The following is a 22,242-nucleotide window of genomic DNA, read 5'->3' on the forward strand; positions in this document are numbered from 1 at the left end:
TACATACAGTTATAAAAAATGACGCTTATTAGCGTCATTTTTTTTGGCTGTTTGTAACCACAACCAGTCAGGTATTACAGACCTAAAATAGTTTGTAACTGTTTTAACTCAGTGACTTGGTGCGTTGGCTTAATACCTTCAGGTAAGATTACCCCAGGGTGCTGTAACCAGCAGGTGTCTATGCCTGCATTTTGTCCACCAAGAATATCACTGCTGGCGGTATCACCTACCATTAAAATTTGCTCTTTAGGTGGATTCCCCATTAAATTAAAGGTGTGCTCAAATATCTCTTTTGCAGGTTTAGCAATACCTACTTTTTCAGAAATTACCAGCCAATCGAACATATCTTGCAGCCCAGTATGCGCTAAACGACGCGCTTGCAGCTGAGAAAAGCCATTAGTGATAATACCTAACTTGGCATGAGGTTTAAGGGCGTTTAATAATTCAACCGCACCGGGTAAAGGCATGCAAATTTCAGCCATTGCCGATAAAAAATCATCATTGAGCTGCTGGGCTGGTAAATCAAGTTTATTTGCCAGCTCACTAAAACGAGTTACTTGCAGATGGTTTGCGGTAATTTCGTTATTTTGATAGGCAATCCATAGTGGCTTATTGGTGTTTTGGTAATGGTCATAATCTGCTTTGGTAAAATCCATGTCATAAGCAGCCAACATTTTTTGTAAGCCAGCAAAGGCATTAAAGCTAAATAAGGTTTCGTCGGCATCAAATAATACGTAGTTATACTTCATTAAAACATCCGTTATTGATTATATAAAGTGGGATTAAGAAAAGGGGCCATGGCGAGAGTCAGCGCTTGAGTATAGGTACTTTCTCGTGTTGCATGATGATCAGTTAATAAACCAATAGCACCACCTTGCTGCTTAATATTGGTGGTATTAAAAGCCTTATCCATCACATCTCCAAGTTCTTCACCTTGCAGCAATGCATTATAAAAAACTGAAGGCAAAGGTAAGTTACTGCTTCGGCCTGTAACTTGCTGTGCGCCGTCATCAATAACGACATAGGCAAAGGTTGCTGCACCATAGCTAAATTGCGCTGCGCCGCCTTCCATCGCTATGTAGTAGTCTGCTTGATGCTGTGCTTTACAGTAGTTAACTCGGTTTTGCGCTCCCAAACACGTTTGTTCTTCGCCTATAGGCTGATCGGGTACATCAGAGGGGGCGTGAACGCCACTACATTCAATTATATGCTCAGGGAAATACATCGCAAAAATGTGTTTAGCGGCATTTACTTTTACTGGGTTTTTAGACCCGACAACAATTTTAATGGCTTGCGACATACTACTCTCATCATACTTAAAATCAGCAGTGTACGTGAGTTAGACTAAACAAAAAAGAGCAGAATGTATTTGCGATCACTTGATAAAAGAAATGATCAGTTCTATAAGATCATCGTATGTTATTAGATCTTCTAAACCAAAAAGCCTCTAACAGATTATCGATACACTTAAATAGGAATTTCAGGTGGGGCTAATTTTGCTAAGGCGCGTTTTTTCAAAATAATATCTTTGATCAGTGGCGTAAGCACTAGCTCCATAGCGAGTCCCATTTTGCCACCGGGTACTACAAGCGTATTGATCCGCGACATAAAGCTGCCTTCAATCATGCGTAAATAATACGGGAAATCAACGTCATCAATGCCCCTAAAGCGAATAACAACAAAGCTTTCATCAAGGGAGGGGATATCTTTTGCGCTAAATGGATTGGAGGTATCAACGGTGGGTACTCGCTGAAAGTTAATATGAGTACGAGAAAACTGCGGCGTTATATGATTAATGTAGTCATCCATACTGCGTACAATCGAGTCCATTACTTTTTCACGAGAATGGCCGCGTTCTGAGGTATCGCGAATAAGCTTTTGGATCCACTCAAGGTTAATAATTGGCACCATGCCTATGAGTAAATCAACATGCTTAGCAACATCATGATCTTCGTCGACCACGCCGCCATGTAAGCCTTCGTAAAACATTAAATCTGTATTTTGCTCAAGCTCTTGCCAAGGAGTAAATGTTCCAGGTAACTGGTTATAAGGCACGGCCTCATCAAAGGTATGTAAATAACGGCGCAGTTTACCTTCGCCTGTTTCACCATACTTGGTAAATAAGTCTTCTAATGCACCAAAGTCATTGGCTTCTCGGCCAAAATAACTTATGTGTTTACTTTCTTGTTGGGCTTCTCGAATTTTTTTGTCCATTTCAGGACGTGTGTAACGATGAAAGCTATCACCTTCAATAAATGCAGCATTGATATCGAGGCTGCGGAAAATATGCTTCACGGCATTGGTGGTGGTTGTAGTGCCTGCTCCAGATGAGCCGGTGATTGCAATAATAGGGTGTTTAGCTGACATGTTTGTTCTCTTTTTTATGACCCGTTAGTTATAAAGACCTTACTAAGCTAGGTCAAGTGACGTCATCAGTAAATAACGTTATCATGAGGTGCTTAAAATTAAAACGAGAGAAAGCATGAAACTGATCAAACCGTTGTTAGGGCTAATAACAATTAATGCTTTAACATTGGGCGTTGCCCAAGCAAATATGCCTAAAAGTCAAATACTGCTTGCCGATTTAAATACTCCGCATGGCATACGCGTAAGCATTATTAGTGATAAAACCAGCTACAACAATCAGCCTCACTTAACCGATACGGGCCTTTATTATACGCGTGAGGTAATCAGTAATAATCAGAGCCAAACTGATATTGCGCTTTACGATTTATCATCAAAACAAACCTCTATGATCACAAATACAGCTGTAAGTGAGTATTCGCCAACAGTAACACCGAGTGGTGATAGTTTATCTGCTATCGTGGTTGAAGAAGATGGTAAACAAAAGTTATGGCAATATCGGCTGAGCACAGAGCAGGCGCCAAGTCGTATTTTTGATTGGATTGAGCCTGTGGGCTACCACGCTTGGGGTAATAACAACGATTTAGTGATGTTTATTTTAGGTGAGCCACATACATTACAATATACCTCGGTTGTTGCGGCTAAAGGTGAAGTTGTTGCAAATAACATTGGTCGCACACTTATTTACAATAAATCGCAAAGTGAATTTTTATTTAGTCATAGTAAAAATGGCCAGCACCAGTTAGCCCGTTTTGACCCTCAAACCAAGCAGGTAAGCAACATCCTTAGGCTGCCAAACCAAGTACAAGACTTCATCTTAAAAGATGAAAATACTATTGCTTACGCAGTTAAAAACCGTATTTATCAACGAAAATTAACAGCTGGATCTGATATATCTCAATGGCTCGATTTAAGCCAATATTGCGATACTGAAATTAGTCGGTTGAGTTATAGAAATCAGCAATTAGCGTTTGTATGTAGTGTTAAATAAACACTAAATAATAAATTTCGGACTTTCACTCATGCATGAGTTAGTCTGACCCCCTATTAAATAAAAAGGAAAGTCACGTGGCATTTAGCGCAGACGAGTTAACAGAGCAGCTGATAAAACTAGAGTGTAGAAGTAACTTTAAAATAAAAAACATTGCTGAGTATATGCTAGCAAACTCTAAAGAAGCGTTTTACACCCATGCCGAAACGGGGAAAGGTAAAATTGTGATCCGCCCCGCATTTGAAGTGTTTAGTGATGACTTTACTGATATTGATGGGGTTGTGCGTACTCAAGGCTATTTTCATAGCAGTGAAATGACCCGTTTTCCCACTCGTATTTATAAAAGCGCACAGCCTATTCATTATGGTGTCGCTTTTAAAATTAACTCTGAACAAGCGGCAAAAGAGTTTATAGCTAAGCTAACCATGATTATTGGTGGTTAATAGAATGGTGCAGGGCTAAAGGCAAAAGGTGCAAGATAAAATCTTCAACCTTTAACCTTTATAACCCTTAATCTTTGTCTTTAATCACTAGCTCTAAAAGGGCTGCGCCTCTTAATCTCTTTGTGAATAAACTTTTTAAGATTTTATACACAAAGAGAAGGCAATGAGAAAACATCAGCCATTAGCCCGAGTTTGAGGTTTTCGGCCCGTTACCCGTCGCCCGCAGCCAGCCATCCTTTGAACTTTAACTTATTTACTATTCAAAAAGCTATTTACTGATTTGAGTTCACGGTTTTTAAGTGCAATACAGTCATTCGTACTTTCTGCAAGCTTACTTAATGTGCGCGCATAGCCAGGTACGTCATCAAGTTTAGCGTCAAAGAACGTTTGCGTTTTCGCTAAACTTTCAGCATCACAGCTAGCAGTAGTAAAGTAAGGTAAGTTAGGCACAAAAAATGGTGGCAAACTTGCTGTTACTTTATCGTAGTTGCTATATATCCAATCAATAAAGAGTGCTTGGCGTTCATCGGTGTAACTTTGCCCCGATAAAATAGTACGCATATCAGAAGCGGTTACTTCATCGGTTAAGCTATATGCAAGCACTGCTTTTTGGAGTTCAGGTTTACCAAAATAACCCATTGCTGCCAACATATTGGTACGAACTTGTGGATCTTTAGTGGTTTTAAAGGTTGCCATAAACTGATCAAGCAGCGCTTTATCACCATGAAAAGCCGCAAGACGTAAGTAAGTACCCGCTAAATAAGGGTCTACTTTTTGCGGATCTTTTAAGTAAGCGGCTGTTTGCTGCTTAGCTTTATTGATCACATTTTTATCTTCACCATCAAAGCCTAAGCGTGATACCACCGCAGCTCGCAGTTGAGCAACAGCGCCATCCTCACCCATTTTTGCTTCTAGGCCATATTTTTTAGCGGCAGGCATGACTGCATTTTGAATAAATGTAGGCCATAAATCTTTATTGCTATCGTCTTTAAAGGTACGCTGCTGAGACGCTAAATAGCCTAAAGCAGTGTTAGCTACGCGTGGATGACTATCACTGGCAAATACTTCAAGCGTTTGCATCAGCTTAGCCGCAGAAATTACACCTGCGTCAAGTAAGGCGTCAGTAGCTGATAACAATGCAAGGCGCTCGCGGTCGTTTAATACGCTTGCTGCATTATCAATTAGTGCGTTAAATTGCGCATCGTCCATGACCCAGCGGTAGTAACCTAGCGCACCTTGGTCTGGATATATCCACTCTGGCTCAAAATCTAACTCTAGCGTTTGGTTTTGTTTATTAAGTAATACACTGGCAGTTTTTACTTTATCGCCTTTACCGTACTTAATGGCAACGGGTACATTCCAAAGTTGGGCTGGAGCATCAACACCGGCATTAGCAAAACGGCTTTGCGAAATAGTGATAGTTTTACCTTGCTGATCAACCTTGATTAAAGGAAATGATGATTGTTCAATAAATGATTTTAAAACACTCGCCACATCTTTATTTGAAGCCTTACCGAGTGCTTCCCATAAATCGGCGGCTTCGGCATTTTTATAAGAGAACTCTTTTAAGTAATTTTGAATACCAGCTTGAAATGCGTCTTCACCAATCCAATTTTCAACCATCGCCAGTACTGAGCTGCCTTTGCTGTATGCAAGGCCTAAACCGTCCATAATATCGGCTTCAGTTTTAATTGGTTTACGAATTGGCTTAGTGCTTAAGCGAGCATCTAACGCCATTACATTGTTTTGTGGTAAATCTAGGTGTGATTCAAACTCAGGGTTAAGTTGCTTAGTAATTTTTGCTGCCATCCAGCTAGCAAACGCTTCGTTTAACCATAAGTCGTTCCACCACTTCATAGTCACTAAGTTACCGTACCATTGGTGAGCTAATTCATGGGCAATAATAGAGACATTACGTTGCTTTTTACTACGTGTTGCAGCTTCTAAATCAACCAGAAGAATATCTTCGCGGTAAGTCACTAAACCTGAGTTTTCCATTGCCCCAAACGGAAACTCTGGAACAGCCACTGAATCTAACTTTTTATATACGTAAGGAATACCAAAGTACTCTTCAAGTGCGCCCAGTACTTTAGGCATATTCTCTTTTGCATACTGTGCTAAATGAATTTTACCCTGTGGAGTAATTACACGGCCAGGAATTGGCATACCCTTAATCTCTAGCTCTTCAAACGGGCCTACAGCCATAGCTACTAAGTATGATGGAATTGGTGGCGTTTTATCAAAGTAATGGGTAGTCATATCGCCATTCACTGTCGTTTTTAACTCAGGTGTATTTGAATACACTTTTTGTGAAGTGGGGGCGGTAATAGTTAACTGAAATGGAATTTTATAGCTTGGTTCGTCAAATACAGGAAACGCTCGACGGGCATCGCTCATTTCAAATTGGGTGAAAAGATAAGGAACGCCTTGATCTAGGGTTTTATATAGCCCCACACTTTGGCGATTATATGGCGCTGAGAAATCAATTTTTAAAGTGTATTTACCCGGCTGAATTTGCTCTTCGCAGCTAAATTTAACTTTACCGGTTTTAAGCATTTCGCTGTTTAAGTCGCAGTTTTGCTCACCCAATAGTTGAACCATTTTGGTTGCGTAATCAACACCATTAAGTTCAATGTAGCGTGTTGGTTTAAGTACCTCCAAACTGATTTCAGTCATTCCTGTAAAAGTATCCTGACTTGGGTCGAGCGTTAAAGCGACTTTTTGTGAACTTGGCTTTGCGAGCTTTTCAATGACGAACTCATTAGCGTTAGCAGCATTTATCGCAAGCGCAACGCTCACGGTTAAGAGGCTTTTAAAAAACATAGTTATCCCTAGATTTTTGTTGTTAGAAGAGTGAGTACATTCCATCCTAACAGCTTTTTTTGCTAGAGTAAGCGAACAACAATAAGGAAAAGAGTAACAAAGTTTGTCAGTGGCTATCTCGTGCTAAAAACCGCTGCCAATGAATGTGGGAATTAATAACCCGGAGCTGTTGCAGCACCTTATTTAACAAGGCTATATCGTTAAAGTTATCATCGGGGTAATCATTAAAGCCCATTAAGTAATTGAAGCAGTCTTTAGAGCCTGCTTGCAGGGCATAAATACGAATTTGCTGTTCAAAGTTAAGCCGCAAACTACTAATCGCGGTTTTCATTCCGAGTTGATCCACGGAAGGAATTGCACATTTTTGCAAATACCCCGCACGTTCGCCCTCGCCTGAAAACCAAATGCGTACTTTTTCACTGTAGCGTCCTGTTTTTGCTGGGAGGTCAAACAGTAAACGTGTGTGTTTTTGCGCTTTTACGTAGGCTAAATAATCATTAAGTCCGGCCTTAATAAGGGCGTTATGTACAGGAATTAAACGGGGTTTAATTTTACCATGAGTATGAAAGCTAAAGCAGAGAATGCTATTTTCAACCACCAAGTCATCTAGGGTTAAATAGCCAATTTCATCACTGTAAGCGCCACTGTAGTACGCAATTAAAGGCAGCCAAAAGTGCCAGTGCTTAGCTTGTTCGCGGGCAAGCCGAGTATCACTATAAATATATCCGGTATAGAGCGTATGCAGCTCCATAGCTGAGAATGGACGACGACCAAGATGGGTTTTCAACGCAGTACCTTGACAGTTTTTATTATTTTATACCCCAACTAATCGTTGTTGTTAATTGGGGTAGTGCCAGCAAATAAACAGTTAAAACTTATTCACTTAAAGCGCGAGCTAAACCAACTGGTTCAATTTCTACGCACACTTGATCGTCATTCCAATTTAAACCAACCAGAGCATCATCCGATTTAAGGTCTTCAACCCAATCATCTAAAAATTCATCTAGGTTGATTTCTACCGGACTGTAGTCTTTCCACTCTTCTTTACATTGCTCTTTTGCTGCGTCTTCTGATTCCCACAGTAAAAGTACATCGGTGTCGTCAAACTGATTTGATTCACATACAACAAAGCCACCATCTTGTGCACCTAGTGCCCAGATCTGCTCACTAACACGTACTTTTTCTACAAAGCTAACTAGTTGTGATTCAATTTCGATATCGCTCATGTGTTCACCTTTTAAAATTTGAGTCGAGGGTTGGTATTTTTAGCCGCTTGACGCTGACTAAACGCTTCATAAAACTTAACTAACTGCGGCTGCGCGCTAAAATCAGTGAGTTCACGAAAGCAGATCCAATCTAGCAAGCAGTATAAACTGATGTTGAGGCATTCACAGCTTTTAAATTCATCATCGTTTAAATGATCATTTAAATAGTCTAAAGTTTGCGCAATTCGCTCATTTTGCAGATTAAAAAATAGTTTATCAGCTTGCGTGTCAAACCCAGAGCGCTGACATATCAATAACTCAACCAATGAATCGTTACAGGCGTTGATGCTAGTTAAAAAATGCTCTTGCGGCCAAGTTAGCGGGTTCTGCTGTGTTTTTTCAAGTAAGTAACGCAGTATATTGTTTGAGTCGCTTAAGTTAAGCGAGCCATCAATTAAGATAGGGATTTTAGCTGCCGGGTTGTGCGACATCATTAAAGAGCGGTCATCGCTTGAAAAAATGTCGAGATTTATAAACTCAAGCTCACAGTTATTTTGTTGTGCCCAAATTCTGACACGGCGAACATAAGGGGAAGAAATAGAGCCAAGTAATTGCATATTGGGGCTTTTGCCAACTCCACATAAATAAAAAGCCGCTAATGCGGCTTTATTAATAAATCGATTTGCTTACTCTGAGCGGCTGGTTACTTCTAATAAATGGTAACCAAACTGTGTTTGAACAGGACCTTGTACTTGGTTAAGTGGCGCTGAAAAAACCACCTTATCAAACTCAGGAACCATCATACCAGGTCCAAACTCACCTAATGCGCCACCATCTTGACCTGAAGGGCAATTAGAGTGCAATTTAGCTAGCTCAGCAAAGTCTTCGCCTTGCTCAATTTTATCTTTAAGGTCTAAACATTGTGCTTCACTGTCTACGAGTATGTGCCTTGCACTTGCTACTGCCATAAAATCTCCTATTTATAAGTTTAGTTTTCTATCTACTAAGCAACATCTTAGTAAGGTTAAACTGAAAACACAAAATTAAAATGCACTTTTGATGGCGCTTTCTAATTTTGCTGAATCGGGTTTGACGCGGCTGTTAAAGCGAGTCACTGATTGACGATCTGCCGAAACCACGTATTTATAAAAATTCCAGTTAGGTGAACTAGTTTTTGCATTTAAGTGCTTGAAAATAGGGTTGGCATCGCTGCCACGCACTGCGCTGGTGGCTAACATAGGGAAAGTAACGCCGTAATTCACATAACAGACTTTAGCCGTATCTTTTTCGTCATTTTCTTCTTGAAAAAAATCGTCAGATGGAAAACCGAGCACCACTAAGCCTTGCTCTTTATATTTTTTGTATAGCGTTTCTAGCCCTTCAAACTGAGAAGTAAAGCCGCAATTGCTGGCAGTGTTAACAATCAACAGTGGCTTATTTTTAAATTCACATAGATTAAGCGTTTCGGTTGAACGAAGCTTTCTCAGTGACACATTTGTGAAGTCATCGCAGGTATCTGTCTTTGCTGAAGGGCTATTAGTGTCTGCTGCATTGGTGGTTACAGATACACAGCCGAGAGCCAGTGTTAATCCGAATATTAATTTTCTTATCATGCGGTTACCTTGAATGCGATTCGATGGGTGTTTATGTAACTTATCATACGCTACTATAGACAAAATTGATCAATTTTACTTATTTTCTATGACTATACGTTTAGCAAAACCTGATGATTTAACTGCTATTGTTGCCATTTACAATGAAACTATCCCTAGTCGAATGGTGACCGCCGATACCGAAGAAGTAACCGTTGCTGACAAACAACCTTGGTTTGATAGCCATACAGCTCAAAGACCTATTTTTGTTTACTGCGAAAATGACCAAGTACTAGCGTGGGTAAGTTATAAATCGTTTTATGGGCGCCCAGCTTACGATGGCACCGTTGAACTAAGCATCTACATTACATCAGCAGCCCAAGGAAAAGGGTTGGGTAAAAAGTTGATGCAATTTGCACAACAACAAGCACAAAAGCTCGATATTGAAGTGTTACTCGGGTTTATTTTTAGCCATAACGAACCAAGCATTAAATTATTTAAGCATTTTGATTTTGCAGTATGGGGAGAGTTGCCCAATGTTGCAAGGATGGATAACCAGCTGTACAGCCTGACTATTTTTGGTAAGCATTTAATGTAATCCCATAACCATAGGCAAGCAAAAATTACATTTATGTAGACGATTATGCCAAACCAAAAATTCTATACTATGCTGAAAAGGTGTTTAATTAATTCTTAAAAGTGTACATAAATGGCGCAAAAAATACTTATTATTGATAGCAGTAGCATGATTGCTATGCGCTTAAAAGTACTGCTTGAGCTAATTGGTTGTGAAGTTGAATTAGTTCATTATTCTATGTTTGATCAAAGCAGCAACATAGATGCGTACGATATGCTTGCCTTTTCACAAGGGACACCAACAAATCTGGTTGCTTCGTTGGTAAAACAAGCGACCCGACAATCATTTTTACTTTTAGCTCCCAAGGCTGAAAGTGGTGAATTGCTTGATGCATTTGGTAAATTAAACGAGCTTGTTCCAGATGCCACTATTATTTATCCATTTTTTTCTAATAAAGAAATCACTTCATTTATTGAAGAGCTATTAGAAATAGGACCTGATCATATTTTTAAACTGCCTACAATTTTGTTGGTTGATCATGTTAGTGAGCGTTTAGAAATGCTAAAAAGTAGTTTAGTGGGTGCACATATAGAGGTATACACAGCTACGAATCATGATGAGGCACTTAATATTGCTAAACTCAGAATGATTGATATTTTAATTAGTGATTTTAGTTTAAAAGAAGGGCTTGGCTTAGATATATTTACCAGCCTTAAGCAGATACAGCCGCATAGCCGCTGCTTATTATTAACCTCGCGTCCTGCTCAGGTTTCTATGATTGAAGCAATTCGCCAAGGTGTTGAAGACGTTTTAATTAAGCCACTCGATGACAACGTTTTATTACAAGCAGTACATAAGTTGTGGCAAACCGAATTGCTAAAACGTCATAACGCAGAGCTAGTTGAAAGGCTACAAGATACAGTCGATGTACTTATTGAAAAAGACAGTTTGCTGCAAGTGATTTTTAAAAATACTCCCGATCCAATCTTACTTTTTGAACGTAAAGGCAAAATAGTAGAGGCTAACGACGCGTGCTTAAAGCTGTTTAATTTACCGTTTAAAAAGCTCATTGCTCACTCGTTATTTCACTTTTTAGATGACGATTCAGTAAAGGCAATAAAAGATAAAATATCGACTTTAAACAGTAATCGGCAATTTAGTTGCGACTTACACCTAGTCAATAAAGATGGCAGTAAAATTCCACTTGTCGGCTCATTTAATGAAATTGATCATCATGGTGAGATAGCATTAGCGGTTATTTTTAAAAACGTAACCCATTTAAAACAAAAAGAAGATTTATTACTTGAGGCCAAAGACCTTCTAGAAGAGCAGGTAAGAGCGCGGACTTCGCAACTTGAGCATGCGAAAAACATTGCTGAAGCAGCTAATTTAAGTAAATCAGAGTTTTTAGCTAATATGTCACATGAGCTTAGAACCCCTATGCATTCTATACTAAGTTTTGCACGCTTTGGTCTCAGTAAGCTTCAAGATGATGATTTTAGTAAAGATAAACTTTTAAAATACTTAACCCGAATTGAATCAAGTGGACAAAGGCTGCTTTCTTTACTTAACAATTTACTCGATTTGTCGAAATTAGATGTAGGTAAATTCCCATTTAACCCGCGAGCATGCGATTTAACGACTATTGTTAAAACAAGTATTGATGATGTGTCCGGAATTGCCATAGAAAAAGATATTAAAATTGCATTTAAATCAGATAAGCCGCCTGTTATAGCGCAATGCGATGAAGAGCAAATTAATCAGGTACTTAGAAACGTATTGAGTAATGCATTAAAATTTAGCGAAGAACATAGCACTATCGAAGTTGCATTGGAAACAGACAGTGGGTGTGCAAATATTGAAGTAATAGATAGCGGAATAGGCATACCAGAAGACGAGCTTGAAACTGTTTTTCAAAAATTTGTGCAAAGTAGCAAAACAAATAGTGGCGCAGGGGGAACAGGATTAGGACTTACGCTGTGCCGTGAATTTGTTTCTTTACATCAAGGAACTATAAAAGCCTGTAATAACGAACTTGGTGGGGCAACCATTAGCATTCAGGTTCCTTTGGAAATAAACCTCGATGAATATTTAGCCGATGAGCAATTAGTGAAAAATAGTAGCTAATAACCGAATTGTTTTAATGAACACGATTTATATGGACGAAAAATTATGGCTTTAACTAAAATTCTTGCAGTCGACGATGAACCATTTAACCTCGAAATAATAGAAGAAATCCTAGAGGAATTAGATTTTGAACTTAAGCTGGCTTCGAGTGGCCCGGAATGCTTGAGCATGGTTGAAGAGTATATGCCGCAGGTTATCTTACTTGATGTAAGCATGCCAAAAATGAATGGTTACGAAGTATGTAAAGAGCTCAAAGCCAACCCTAAAACACAAGATATTATAGTGATGTTTGTATCGGCAAGGGGGACCGTTGAGGAACGTATGGAAGGTTATTCAGTAGGTGCTGAAGACTATATTGTAAAACCGTTTGGGCACGATGAGCTTAAGCAAAAGCTGAATAAGTTAAATCAAGTATTAATAGAAAAACAACAGCTTGAAAAGCAAGTAAAAGAAGCAACCTCAACCGCTTTTAATGCTATGGCAAATAGCAGTGAAATGGGTCAGATAGTTAACTATATTGAAAATATCGGTTTTATCAACGATGTAGAGGAGTTAGGTAAGGCATTAGTGGAGTGCTTACAGACATTTGGTCTACAAAGTAATATTGAATTTAGATGTAACGACACCAAATCGCACTTTGCTTTAAACGGTGTGTGTTCGCCGATTGTGATTGAGTTATTTGAAATGCTTAAAAACAAAGGTAGGTTACATGAGTTTTCTCATCGTATTTTGGTTAATTACGAGTTTGTCAGTTTATTGATTTTGAATATGCCAGAACAAGATGAGCAGAAGCATGGGCGTATACGTGATCATATTTGTTTTATTGTAAGTGTAACCGAACAGCAATTGCGCGCTATTACTACTAAGAAAATGTTGGTTTCGCAGCAAGAGCGATTAAACAAAGTGGCGAGTACTGTTCACAGTAAATTTCATAGTTTAATTGGATTGCTCAACGACAGCCGGATAAATAACGAAAAAGTATTTAAACAACTTCAAGAGGAGTTAGAAGAGCGGATCCCAACCATGGGACTCGATGAAGACCAGGAAGTGTTTATTTACAAAAAGGTCGACGAAACGATTCAAAATTCGGTGGCACGCCAAGAATCTGTTGATCAGGTTAAAAAAGCGTTCGCAGAGATAGAGCAAGATCTCGCTTTATTGTTGAAAGGCTAAAGGTGCGGGCTACGGGCTGCGAGACGGGGGGTAAATTCCTTACTACGATTAGGCAAAGAACTTGTAGCAGCGACTTTATGTCGCGTCTTTTAAAGGTTAAAAACGAAAGGTATGAGTAACAGGTTAACTAAGAGCTGTACTTTAATAGTGGTTTCTCATTTACTCCTCATTCTCTTCTCTGTGTTAAATTAGATGTTAGTAAATTATGCGCAAAGAGAGCTAATAGTTCACAGAGAAAGTGATTACATAAAAAGGTAAAAGGCTTATGCGTCTCTGGGTAAGCCTTTTTCAACAATACGAATTAGCCGTGCCGTTTTACGCAACTTTTGTCTTTGTTTATCGTGTTGCTGGGCGAGTGCCCAATTTATATGTTCACCCACCAAGTCACTTACAGCTTGGCGCTTATCTTCGAGTGCAGCAATAATTGCCGGGCTAAAATCTGCGTTACCTAAGCCAACGGCTATATTTCGTAGCCAACGTTCATGGCCAATGCGGCGGATTGGACTGCCCTCGGTATTTTTTAAAAAGGTAGTTTCATCCCAAGCAAATAACTCGAGTAAATCTTTGTTTTTTAATTGTGTACGAGGATGAAAGTCAGCCTCATCAGTAATTTTTCCGTAGCGGTTCCATGGGCATACCAATTGGCAATCGTCACAGCCATAAATGCGATTTCCCATTAATGTTCTGTATTGCTCAGGAATAGCACCTTGATGCTCTATAGTTAAATACGAAATGCACTTACGCGCATCAACCACATAAGGTTCTACAATAGCACCAGTGGGGCATAGTGTTATGCAGGCAACGCATTTGCCGCAGCCCTCAAAAGTGTTTTCGTTATCAATAGGTAAAGGTAAGTCGACAAAAAGCTCACCTAAAAAGAACCAAGAACCCGCCTCTTTATTTATTAATAAAGAATGCTTTCCGCGCCAGCCTAATCCCGCTTTTTCAGCGAGTTGACGTTCAAGTACAGGGGCTGAATCAACAAAAGGCCTAAAGCTATAGTCACCCACATGTTGTTCAATTTTTTTACCTAACTGTTTGATTCGGTTGCGCATCAACTTATGATAGTCACGGCCAAGGGCATATCGGCTGATATAGGCTTTTTCGGTATTTTTAAGGTTTTTGGCAAAGCCTGAATCAGGTGGGAGGTAATTCATTTTAACTGAAATAACCCGCTGTGTTCCGGGTACTAGCTCATTAGGGCGAGCACGCTTCATACCATGGGCTGCCATATAATCCATTGAGCCATGAAAACCCGCATCAAGCCATCGCTGCAGCTGTGCTTCATGCTTAGTTAAATCAATGTCAGTAATACCCACTTCACTAAAGCCAAGTTCTTGACCCCATAGCTTTATTTGCTGGGCTAGCTGTTCATAATTTAGATTGACGTCGCTCACATGCTTCACACAGTTATATTATAAGCCGCGTAATTTAGCATAATCGCGGCTTGGGTAAAACTAGGGTCTGTTGACCTTTGCGGATTGAAATTTGTTCAAACTAGGGGCGATTTAATCGCGGCGCGAGGTTTGTAACCTAGTGGGCTAAGTAAAAACCGAGCAACAAAGAGTTAATTGCCCCTAGGCAGAACCCTTCGGGCAGCGCCTGTTTGGCATTGATGCTGCGTTATCGCCTATTTATGGGGAATAACCACACCACATAGGCCCTGCCTTGCCTAAATACCAAACAGACTGCTGCAAATTTAACCTTGAAAGATCAGCAGACCCTAGCCTACAAAACGCTTTAACTGTTGTTGGGTTTGTTGACTTAGTTTTTGTGATTGCTCAGAGTCATGCAATGCGGTGTCTATTTGTTGTTTTGCTTGTTCGCCAAGCGCCACAATTTGTTCAACCGATTCATGGGTTTGATTTTGTGTATCTTCAAGTAAATGAACTGCGTTAGCTATTTGCTGTAATTGCTGCTGATTATGCTCAAATTCATTGAGCATTTTTCCAAAACCTTCTGAGGTATCGTTGATTGCAGCTTGTGCGTTATTAGAGTGACTAATTAACTGCTGAGACTCTTTATTGGTTTCATTAACCAGCTCATTCATTTGAGTAATAAAATCACTAATTTGGCGGGTTGCATCACTTACTTTAACCGATAGGGTGCGAACTTCATCGGCAACCACGGCAAAACCTCGCCCAGCTTCTCCGGCGCGCGCTGCTTCAATTGCCGCATTAAGCGCTAATAAATTAGTTTGATCAGAAAACTCTTCTACCATTTTTAAAATGCTACGAATGTTTTCACTATTCTCTTTTAAGCCTGCAATCGTTTTAGAAAAACTACCCAGCATTTCATTAATAAGTCTCACCTGTTCAACCAGTTTTGACAGTTCGCTCGCAGAGAGCTTAACAAAACTAAGATGTTCATTATTTACCTGATGTACGCTATCAGTGTTACTTACTATATCTTGTAGGCTTTGGGTAATTTGGTTGCTGGCATTAATTATGGTGTGGCTTAAGTTAATTTGCTGTTCGCTTAGCTGCTCTGTGTGCTGCATTGATTGCGTTACTTGGCTATTACTTTGCACGCTTTCTTGAGCGCTGCTGTAGGTCGTACTTAATAAGCTGTTTAAATGCGTAGTAAACTGATTATATTGTTCACTTAAATCTCTAAATTCATCAAAAGTAAAATGAGGAAGTTTGGCAGCTAAGTTGGCATCTTGTTGATTAATATTAATCAACGTATCGCGCATGGCTTTTACCGGGCGCACAATTAAAAAGCGCATATAAAAAATAGTAAATATAAAACCGGCAACAATCAGCAGGGTTAATGCCCAAAATAGCCCTGTGCTTTGTTGATTTTCAGAGAGGCTACTGTGTAACCAAAATAATGTAATAGCTTGAAATAAAAATACAAAGCTTAAATTACCCACTATTTTTCGGGTTAAAGTAAAAAATAGAGTTTGTTCTAAAAAATTATAAATACGCATGTAGCTACTCATTAAATAGTGACCTACTAAATTATTGTTTTTATAGCATAAATAGCAATTAAATAATTAGTTATAGTTCATTTAATTGCGCCAAAAAATGCTTAGTTCGTTCAGGGTCGTTAGTAAAAATGCCATCAACACCACAGGCAAGCATCAGTTTAATATCTTCAACTTCATCTACGGTGTAGGCAAACACCTGTAAGCCGCGCAGTTTGGCATCGTCAACAAACGACTTGTTCATAAAGTTTTTGTCAACATGAATGCTAAAGGCCTGTAAGTCTTCAGCAAACTTCGCATACTGCAATGGAATTGATGCAGTAAGTGCGCCAATTTTAAGCCAAGGCAAGCGGTTCTTTAGCCAGTGTAGTTGATGATGATTAAATGATGAAACTAAAATATTGTCTGCTGATATCTTATTTGCAGTAATATTCATTTCTAGTTGCGCAGCAAACTTTTCTAGTTCAAAAGTATGTTTTAGCTCTAAATTAAGTAAGGTTTGGTTGCTATTCCAGTCAATTAGTTGTTGTAAGGTAGGCACTTGCTCACCGTTTCCCGCATCAAATTGTTGAATTTGCTGAGCGTTTAGGTCGCACACTTTACCTTTACCATTAGTAGTTCTATCTAGATAGGTATCATGAATAATCACGTAGTCATCAAGTGCGCTTTGTACATCAACCTCAATGCCATCTACATTTGCTTTTAACGCCGCCATAATGGCGCTATGTGTATTTTCAGGAAAGTGTGTGCTTGTGCCTCTATGAGCAAATATTTTCATGGCTGCTTTTTCCGTGAGATTGACCAAGTTTCAAAGCACGCAGCACTAACAATCAGTGCACCACCAATCAGGGTCATCACTGAGGGGCGTTCGTGCAAAATAATTATAGCCAGTATTGTGCCATAAAGGGGCTGTAAGCAAGAAATCAATCCAGCGGTCGCTGCTGATAAATTTTTTAAACTCGCTGCAAATAACGAATGCGGCATCGCAGTAAACACCACACCGGCGATAAGCAGCAATATTAAATCAGTATCATTAATTTGTGTTATGGGTACTTCAATAAAAGCACATAGCATCAGGCTTGCCACTAACGTTTGATAAAACATGGTTTGCGGTCCACCATACTCGCTAAAGTAGCGTTTATGGGTAATATTACGAATAGCAAAAAACAATGCTGATACCACCCCCGTCACAACGCCTAAAGTGATGTCATCGCCTAAATTAACGTTAGGGATCAATAAATAAATGCCAATAATCACCACTATAGCGCTTATTATATCTTTTGTTTTGGGCTTACTTTTATTAAATAGAGGCTCTAAAAATACCGTGATCACGGGATAGGTAAAAAAAGCTAACATGCCCACGGTAATTCCCGCCAATTGCATGCCTGCAAAGTAGGTTACCCAGTGAATACCTACGGCAACGCCTAATAAAATGGCAATCATATAATCTTTGGCGTGATGCAGCTTAATTGGTTTTTTTTGCAAAATTAGTAGCACACAAATTGCCACCCCAGCAATAGCCGCGCGATAAGCGGTAATATCTAATGCATTTAAACCAATTAGCTTTGCGAATAAGGCGGTACCGCCAAATAAAAGGACGGCAATGTGTAAGTAAATTAAGCTTTGTTGTTGGGACTGCATGACGTTTCCTTGCGCTGCTTTTAATGCAGTTTAACATTACTATTAATTACTTAAGATGAAATTTTTAAAAGCCTTAATAATTAATATGCAATTATTTAGGGGATTAATTTTTTAAGTGTAATAGCGATTGTAAAATCAAAACTACGCGTTACTATGCTGTTTATAACTATAAAAGTAACGAAAAGTGCTAAAAGCGCAGCTAAATGCACTCAAAGAGGCTCGAATGACCGCATTAATAAAGATTACCACTGAGCAAAACGTGGCAATACTTACCATGAATACCGCTGAAAACCGCCATAACCCTAGTTTTATAGCTGAACTTAATCAACACTTAGATAGCATAGAAGCCAATGGCGATATTAACGCCGTAGTATTAACCTCAAGCAGCGATAAAAGCTGGTCATTGGGAATTGATTTACAGTGGATGGCCAGTTCAGATAACACGCCTACAGTTATTGCTGATTTTATGAATTCGATAGGGCAGTTATTTAAACGTATAGTGACATTTCCTATGCCTATCATTGCTGCATTAAACGGTCACACTTATGGTAATGGCTCGGTGTTAGCATGTGCCTGTGATTTTCGGTTTATGAAATCGGACAAAGGCTTTTTCTGCTTTCCTGAAGTTGATGTACTGGTACCGTTTGTACCGTCTATGTTTCCGATTATTAATAAAGCGATTAATCCGCAATTTTTTAACCGCTTAGCTATGACCGGCGAGCGTGTTGATGCGCATAAACTGCTACAACAAAATGTGGTAGAAGCGATTTTTGCTGATGAGCAAGCCTTGCAAGCGGGTGTGTTAGAGTTTGCGCAAAGCTTTAATAAAAATCGTTGGATATACGCTCAAAACAAAACCCAAATGAACAAACCAATACTCGATGTTATGGCTGCACAAGACTCGGCTTTTATTGAAAACATCAGCACGCTATTGTGGAAGAAACTACAGCAAAAGTAAGCTGTTTTTATAAAAGTGAGTAAACATAACTACAGTTAATTTACTCACTTTCATGTGCATTAATTAAGTAGGTGTTAAGTGTTATTTAGCTACATTGCTACAAAATGCAAAAGCTAATAACGCTTTATTAAAAGTTTAATGGCTTTTACCTGTCTCATTTCGAGTATATGAGTTAAAATGCTTACATAACCAACTAACAAGATAGTGAATGTCAAACCAAGATCCAAATCTCAGTCGAGAACAAGAAAAGTACGAAAACCCAGTCCCTAGTCGTGAGTTTATACTTACTCACCTTCAAGAGCGTTCAAAACCTGCTAACTACACACAGTTATGTGAAGAACTCGCAGTCAATGATGAAGAACGACAAATAGCATTTAAGCGCCGACTTCGTGCCATGGAGCGCGACGGGCAATTGTATTTTAATAAATTTAAATGTTATGCCCTGATTGACGAAGCCGGTTTAACCAAAGGCAAAGTTGTCGGTCACAGAGACGGTTTTGGCTTTTTAGAAGTTGAAGGCGAGAGCAAAGACTGGTTTATTGCCAAGCATCAAATGAATATGGTGCTACATGGCGACATTGTTCTTGCGAAAGGCACTAAGCGTGGTTCAGGCTCAAAATGCGATGCCCGTATTATTAAAGTGCTTACTAATGAGCGAGCGCCTATTGTTGGCCGCTATTTTGTTGAGCATGGTATTGCTGTGGTGGTTGCTGAAGATCCGCGCATTACCCAAGATATTATTATTTTACCGGGTAACGAAAAAGGCGCACGCCACAACCAAATGGTGCAAGTGCAAATAACTCAAAATCCAAGCCGCAATATGAATGCGGTAGGTAAAGTGATTGACGTACTGGGCGAGCATTTAGCGCCGGGTATGGAAATTGAAGTTGCGCTGCGTAATCACGATATTCCACACGTGTGGCCTGAAGAAGTTGAGCAGCAAGTTGCCCACTTAGGTGAATTTGTTGAAGAAGCCGATAAGCAAGGCCGTGTTGATTTACGCGGCTTACCACTTGTCACTATTGATGGCGAAGACGCTCGCGACTTTGATGACGCTGTTTATTGTGAACCTAAAAAATCAGGTGGCTGGCGTTTATGGGTAGCCATTGCCGATGTATCCCATTATGTAGGTATGAACACGCCGCTTAACAAAGAAGCGATAGAGCGCGGTAATTCAGTGTATTTCCCTGAGCAAGTTATTCCAATGCTGCCAAAAGTATTGTCTAACGGTTTGTGTTCGCTTAACCCTGAGGTTGATCGCCTGTGTATGGTTGCAGAAATGACCGTATCGCAAGAGGGTAAGCTGTCGGGCTATAAGTTTTACGAAGCACTAATGAATTCGCATGCTCGTTTAACCTACACCAAAGTAAATGCCATTTTACAAAATGACGAAAAGCTCCGTAAAGAATACGCAGCTGTAGTGCCACATTTAACTGACTTACAGCAAATGTACATGGCATTAAAAGCAGCACGCCAAGAGCGTGGTGCAATTGAATTTGAAACACTCGAAACCCGTTTTGTATTTAACGCACAGCGTAAAATAGAATCTATTGTGCCAGTTATTCGTAACGATGCGCACAAGCTGATTGAAGAATGTATGATTTTAGCCAATGTATCGGCGGCTAAATTACTTGAGAAACACGAAGCAAGTGCGTTATTTAGGGTGCATGATGAACCTGATAGCGAAAAACTGGGTAACTTTACTCAGTTTTTAACTGAGTTGGGTATTGAGAGCACGCTAAGCGATGAACCCACCCCGAAAGAAATCACTCATGTGTTGGCTCGCTTAGGGGACCGTCCTGAAGCTGAGCTTATTCAAACTATGCTACTGCGCTCAATGAAGCAAGCGGTATATCAGCCAGATAACATAGGTCACTTTGGTTTAGCATTATCGGCCTACGCACACTTTACCTCGCCAATTCGCCGTTACCCAGATTTAGTGGTACACCGTGCAATTAAAGCGGTATTAAAAGCGCAAGGTCAACAAACCTCAGGTGAATACGCTTACAGCGATGATGAAGTCGATCAACTTGGTGAGCAGTGTTCTACCACTGAGCGCCGTGCAGACGATGCCACCCGTGAAGTAGCTGATTGGCTAAAATGTGAATACATGCAAGATCATGTAGGCACGGAGTTTAACGGGGTTATTTCATCGGTTACTAATTTTGGTTTATTTATTCGTTTAGATGATTTGCAAATTGATGGATTAATTCATGTTACCAATTTAGGTGATGAATACTTCCAACATGATGCGGCTAAACATTGCTTGGTGGGTGAACACACACATACGGTTTATCGTTTAGGCGATAAAGTAACTGTACAAGTTGCCTCGGTAAGCTTAGATGATCGCCGAATTAACTTAACGCTTAAAGGCGATGTGGCTCAAGATCGTTATGCGCGTCGTCGTGCGCCAAAAAAGAATGCCCCAGCAAGCGTTCGCTCGCAACTTAAAGCCGGTAAAATACCGGGTAAAAAGTCAGCAAGCGACAGTAAAAAACCAAAAGGTGGAAAAAAGCCTGCAAGTAAAACTAAGGCAGCGGGTAAGTCTAAAGTAAAAGCGGATGACACCACCGCGAAGAAAAAAACCAAAAAGAAAGCGGTCAAAAAGCCTAAAAGACCAGGTAAAAATGCCCGTAAACGTAGTAGCCCAGGAGCAAACAATTCGTGAGTAATGAATTAATTTTTGGCTTTCACTCTGTTGAAGCAATTTTAGCAAAAGAGCCAGAGCGCTTTATAGAAATATACGCCCTTAAGGGACGTGATGATAAGCGTTTATCGCCTGTGATTGAGCAAGCGCGTCAGTTTGGTATTTCAGTACAGTTTATGCAACGAAAAGCGCTTGATAACAAAGCGAAAGATGAACAGCATCAAGGCATTATTGCCAACGTAAAAGCGGCGCGAGTGTTTAATGAGAAAGATCTCGATGAGATCATTGAACGCGAAGACACGCCATTTTTACTGGTGCTTGATGGCATTACCGATCCGCATAATTTAGGTGCTTGCTTACGTAGTGCCGATGCAGCGGGCGTACATGCGGTGATTGTTCCTAAAGACAAATCAGCAAAGCTTAATGGCACAGCACGTAAAGTAGCCTGTGGCGCAGCAGAAACGGTACCGCTTATTCAGGTAACTAACCTTGCACGTACATTGCGTGAAATAAAAGACGCGGGTGTTTGGGTTGTAGGTACTGCCGGTGAAACCGACACACATGTATTTGATGCCAGCTTAACAGGCCCAATGGCGATTGTGATGGGTGCTGAAGGCGAGGGCATGCGCCGCTTAACGCGTGAGCATTGTGATGTGCTCGTTAAAATCCCAATGGCAGGCACGGTTTCAAGTTTAAATGTATCGGTAGCAACCGGCATTTGTTTATTTGAAGTGTTACGCCAGCGCGCAGAAACAAATTAAGCCTAAGCTAA

The 22,242-nt window shown here is 40.0% G+C and carries 21 protein-coding genes; 8 read left to right on the top strand and 13 right to left on the bottom strand.

The annotated features are described in order from the left end of the window. Positions 1-74: 74 nt before the first annotated feature. The 3 genes from yjjG to ACNSN2_RS01875 form a co-directional block, all read right to left on the bottom strand. Positions 75-749: a pyrimidine 5'-nucleotidase gene (gene yjjG, locus ACNSN2_RS01865; protein ID WP_418608362.1), complete on the bottom strand. Its 675-nt coding sequence runs from the start codon at positions 747-749 to the stop codon at positions 75-77. Between the two features lie 11 nt (positions 750-760). Continuing rightward, positions 761-1,300: an inosine/xanthosine triphosphatase gene (gene yjjX, locus ACNSN2_RS01870; RefSeq protein WP_054202306.1), complete on the bottom strand. Its 540-nt coding sequence runs from the start codon at positions 1,298-1,300 to the stop codon at positions 761-763. A 167-nt stretch (positions 1,301-1,467) separates the two neighbouring features. After that, on the bottom strand, positions 1,468-2,367 hold the full coding sequence (locus ACNSN2_RS01875) for a phosphoribulokinase (RefSeq protein WP_008114793.1): 900 nt from the start codon (positions 2,365-2,367) through the stop codon (positions 1,468-1,470). Positions 2,368-2,482: 115 nt separating this feature from the next. On the opposite strand from ACNSN2_RS01875, the gene ACNSN2_RS01880 reads away from it, so the two are divergent. Both ACNSN2_RS01880 and ACNSN2_RS01885 read left to right on the top strand, forming a co-directional pair. Next, a complete protein-coding gene (locus ACNSN2_RS01880; protein ID WP_418608365.1) occupies positions 2,483-3,355 on the top strand; it encodes a hypothetical protein in 873 nt (290 codons plus the stop codon). A 77-nt stretch (positions 3,356-3,432) separates the two neighbouring features. Beyond that, complete coding sequence (locus ACNSN2_RS01885) at positions 3,433-3,798, top strand: hypothetical protein (RefSeq protein WP_008114788.1); 366 nt, start codon at positions 3,433-3,435, stop codon at positions 3,796-3,798. Positions 3,799-4,047: 249 nt separating this feature from the next. Here ACNSN2_RS01885 and ACNSN2_RS01890 read toward each other — a convergent pair whose 3' ends face one another. The 6 genes from ACNSN2_RS01890 to ACNSN2_RS01915 all read right to left on the bottom strand — a co-directional run bounded on the left by ACNSN2_RS01890 (position 4,048) and on the right by ACNSN2_RS01915 (position 9,439). Next, on the bottom strand, positions 4,048-6,621 hold the full coding sequence (locus tag ACNSN2_RS01890) for a M1 family aminopeptidase (protein WP_418608368.1): 2,574 nt from the start codon (positions 6,619-6,621) through the stop codon (positions 4,048-4,050). A 106-nt stretch (positions 6,622-6,727) separates the two neighbouring features. Beyond that, positions 6,728-7,408 carry a hypothetical protein gene (locus ACNSN2_RS01895; RefSeq protein WP_418608370.1) on the bottom strand — a complete coding sequence of 227 codons (681 nt, stop codon included), beginning with the start codon at positions 7,406-7,408 and terminating at the stop codon, positions 6,728-6,730. Between the two features lie 88 nt (positions 7,409-7,496). Further along, complete coding sequence (locus ACNSN2_RS01900) at positions 7,497-7,847, bottom strand: DUF2750 domain-containing protein (RefSeq protein ID WP_008114782.1); 351 nt, start codon at positions 7,845-7,847, stop codon at positions 7,497-7,499. 11 nt (positions 7,848-7,858) lie between these two features. Then, positions 7,859-8,443 (bottom strand): glutathione S-transferase family protein, encoded by a 585-nt coding sequence (locus ACNSN2_RS01905; protein WP_008114780.1) that lies wholly within the window; start codon positions 8,441-8,443, stop codon positions 7,859-7,861. 69 nt (positions 8,444-8,512) lie between these two features. Continuing rightward, a complete protein-coding gene (locus ACNSN2_RS01910; RefSeq protein ID WP_008114778.1) occupies positions 8,513-8,794 on the bottom strand; it encodes a peptidylprolyl isomerase in 282 nt (93 codons plus the stop codon). Between the two features lie 75 nt (positions 8,795-8,869). Beyond that, positions 8,870-9,439, bottom strand: a complete 570-nt coding sequence (locus ACNSN2_RS01915; protein ID WP_010390729.1) for a glutathione peroxidase — start codon at positions 9,437-9,439, stop codon at positions 8,870-8,872. An 88-nt stretch (positions 9,440-9,527) separates the two neighbouring features. Here ACNSN2_RS01915 and ACNSN2_RS01920 point away from each other — a divergent pair, with 88 nt between their 5' ends. The 3 genes from ACNSN2_RS01920 to ACNSN2_RS01930 all read left to right on the top strand — a co-directional run bounded on the left by ACNSN2_RS01920 (position 9,528) and on the right by ACNSN2_RS01930 (position 13,295). After that, on the top strand, positions 9,528-10,016 hold the full coding sequence (locus tag ACNSN2_RS01920) for a GNAT family N-acetyltransferase (RefSeq protein ID WP_041709196.1): 489 nt from the start codon (positions 9,528-9,530) through the stop codon (positions 10,014-10,016). A gap of 111 nt (positions 10,017-10,127) precedes the next feature. Continuing rightward, positions 10,128-12,122, top strand: coding sequence for an ATP-binding protein (locus ACNSN2_RS01925; RefSeq protein WP_418608374.1), 1,995 nt, complete (start codon positions 10,128-10,130; stop codon positions 12,120-12,122). Positions 12,123-12,167: 45 nt separating this feature from the next. Continuing rightward, positions 12,168-13,295: a response regulator gene (locus ACNSN2_RS01930; RefSeq protein WP_010390732.1), complete on the top strand. Its 1,128-nt coding sequence runs from the start codon at positions 12,168-12,170 to the stop codon at positions 13,293-13,295. A 263-nt stretch (positions 13,296-13,558) separates the two neighbouring features. On the opposite strand, the gene queG is transcribed toward ACNSN2_RS01930, so the two are convergent. From queG to ACNSN2_RS01950, 4 genes are all read right to left on the bottom strand, one after another. Further along, positions 13,559-14,692, bottom strand: a complete 1,134-nt coding sequence (queG, locus tag ACNSN2_RS01935) for a tRNA epoxyqueuosine(34) reductase QueG (protein ID WP_054202384.1) — start codon at positions 14,690-14,692, stop codon at positions 13,559-13,561. A 326-nt stretch (positions 14,693-15,018) separates the two neighbouring features. Beyond that, positions 15,019-16,239, bottom strand: coding sequence for a methyl-accepting chemotaxis protein (locus ACNSN2_RS01940; protein ID WP_021033114.1), 1,221 nt, complete (start codon positions 16,237-16,239; stop codon positions 15,019-15,021). Positions 16,240-16,297: 58 nt separating this feature from the next. After that, positions 16,298-17,002, bottom strand: coding sequence for a glycerophosphodiester phosphodiesterase (locus ACNSN2_RS01945; RefSeq protein WP_418608378.1), 705 nt, complete (start codon positions 17,000-17,002; stop codon positions 16,298-16,300). Beyond that, a complete protein-coding gene (locus ACNSN2_RS01950) occupies positions 16,999-17,865 on the bottom strand; it encodes a DMT family transporter (RefSeq protein WP_418608380.1) in 867 nt (288 codons plus the stop codon). Before ACNSN2_RS01950 ends, ACNSN2_RS01945 begins: the two co-directional genes overlap by 4 nt. A gap of 223 nt (positions 17,866-18,088) precedes the next feature. On the opposite strand from ACNSN2_RS01950, the gene ACNSN2_RS01955 reads away from it, so the two are divergent. The 3 genes from ACNSN2_RS01955 to rlmB all read left to right on the top strand — a co-directional run bounded on the left by ACNSN2_RS01955 (position 18,089) and on the right by rlmB (position 22,231). After that, positions 18,089-18,823: an enoyl-CoA hydratase/isomerase family protein gene (locus ACNSN2_RS01955; protein WP_075170546.1), complete on the top strand. Its 735-nt coding sequence runs from the start codon at positions 18,089-18,091 to the stop codon at positions 18,821-18,823. Positions 18,824-19,031: 208 nt separating this feature from the next. Further along, positions 19,032-21,491, top strand: a complete 2,460-nt coding sequence (gene rnr, locus ACNSN2_RS01960; protein WP_076919906.1) for a ribonuclease R — start codon at positions 19,032-19,034, stop codon at positions 21,489-21,491. Next, positions 21,488-22,231, top strand: a complete 744-nt coding sequence (rlmB, locus tag ACNSN2_RS01965) for a 23S rRNA (guanosine(2251)-2'-O)-methyltransferase RlmB (RefSeq protein WP_008112440.1) — start codon at positions 21,488-21,490, stop codon at positions 22,229-22,231. Before rnr ends, rlmB begins: the two co-directional genes overlap by 4 nt. The last annotated feature ends 11 nt before the right edge of the window (positions 22,232-22,242 follow it).

Origin of the sequence: Pseudoalteromonas sp. US3C1013, from assembly GCF_048401115.1 — a bacterium.
Taxonomy (GTDB): Bacteria; Pseudomonadota; Gammaproteobacteria; order Enterobacterales; family Alteromonadaceae; genus Pseudoalteromonas; species Pseudoalteromonas undina.

Coding starts and splice junctions, on each gene's coding strand:
- ACNSN2_RS01920 (WP_041709196.1), top strand. CDS start 9,528: ATGACTATACGTTTAGCAAAACCTGATGATTTAACTGCTATTGTTGCC.
- ACNSN2_RS01940 (WP_021033114.1), bottom strand. CDS start 16,239: ATGAGTAGCTACATGCGTATTTATAATTTTTTAGAACAAACTCTATTT.
- ACNSN2_RS01955 (WP_075170546.1), top strand. CDS start 18,089: ATGACCGCATTAATAAAGATTACCACTGAGCAAAACGTGGCAATACTT.
- ACNSN2_RS01905 (WP_008114780.1), bottom strand. CDS start 8,443: ATGCAATTACTTGGCTCTATTTCTTCCCCTTATGTTCGCCGTGTCAGA.
- ACNSN2_RS01890 (WP_418608368.1), bottom strand. CDS start 6,621: ATGTTTTTTAAAAGCCTCTTAACCGTGAGCGTTGCGCTTGCGATAAAT.
- ACNSN2_RS01945 (WP_418608378.1), bottom strand. CDS start 17,002: ATGAAAATATTTGCTCATAGAGGCACAAGCACACACTTTCCTGAAAAT.
- ACNSN2_RS01910 (WP_008114778.1), bottom strand. CDS start 8,794: ATGGCAGTAGCAAGTGCAAGGCACATACTCGTAGACAGTGAAGCACAA.
- ACNSN2_RS01880 (WP_418608365.1), top strand. CDS start 2,483: ATGAAACTGATCAAACCGTTGTTAGGGCTAATAACAATTAATGCTTTA.
- yjjG (WP_418608362.1), bottom strand. CDS start 749: ATGAAGTATAACTACGTATTATTTGATGCCGACGAAACCTTATTTAGC.
- yjjX (WP_054202306.1), bottom strand. CDS start 1,300: ATGTCGCAAGCCATTAAAATTGTTGTCGGGTCTAAAAACCCAGTAAAA.
- ACNSN2_RS01930 (WP_010390732.1), top strand. CDS start 12,168: ATGGCTTTAACTAAAATTCTTGCAGTCGACGATGAACCATTTAACCTC.
- ACNSN2_RS01900 (WP_008114782.1), bottom strand. CDS start 7,847: ATGAGCGATATCGAAATTGAATCACAACTAGTTAGCTTTGTAGAAAAA.
- ACNSN2_RS01915 (WP_010390729.1), bottom strand. CDS start 9,439: ATGATAAGAAAATTAATATTCGGATTAACACTGGCTCTCGGCTGTGTA.
- rnr (WP_076919906.1), top strand. CDS start 19,032: ATGTCAAACCAAGATCCAAATCTCAGTCGAGAACAAGAAAAGTACGAA.
- ACNSN2_RS01875 (WP_008114793.1), bottom strand. CDS start 2,367: ATGTCAGCTAAACACCCTATTATTGCAATCACCGGCTCATCTGGAGCA.
- ACNSN2_RS01950 (WP_418608380.1), bottom strand. CDS start 17,865: ATGCAGTCCCAACAACAAAGCTTAATTTACTTACACATTGCCGTCCTT.
- ACNSN2_RS01925 (WP_418608374.1), top strand. CDS start 10,128: ATGGCGCAAAAAATACTTATTATTGATAGCAGTAGCATGATTGCTATG.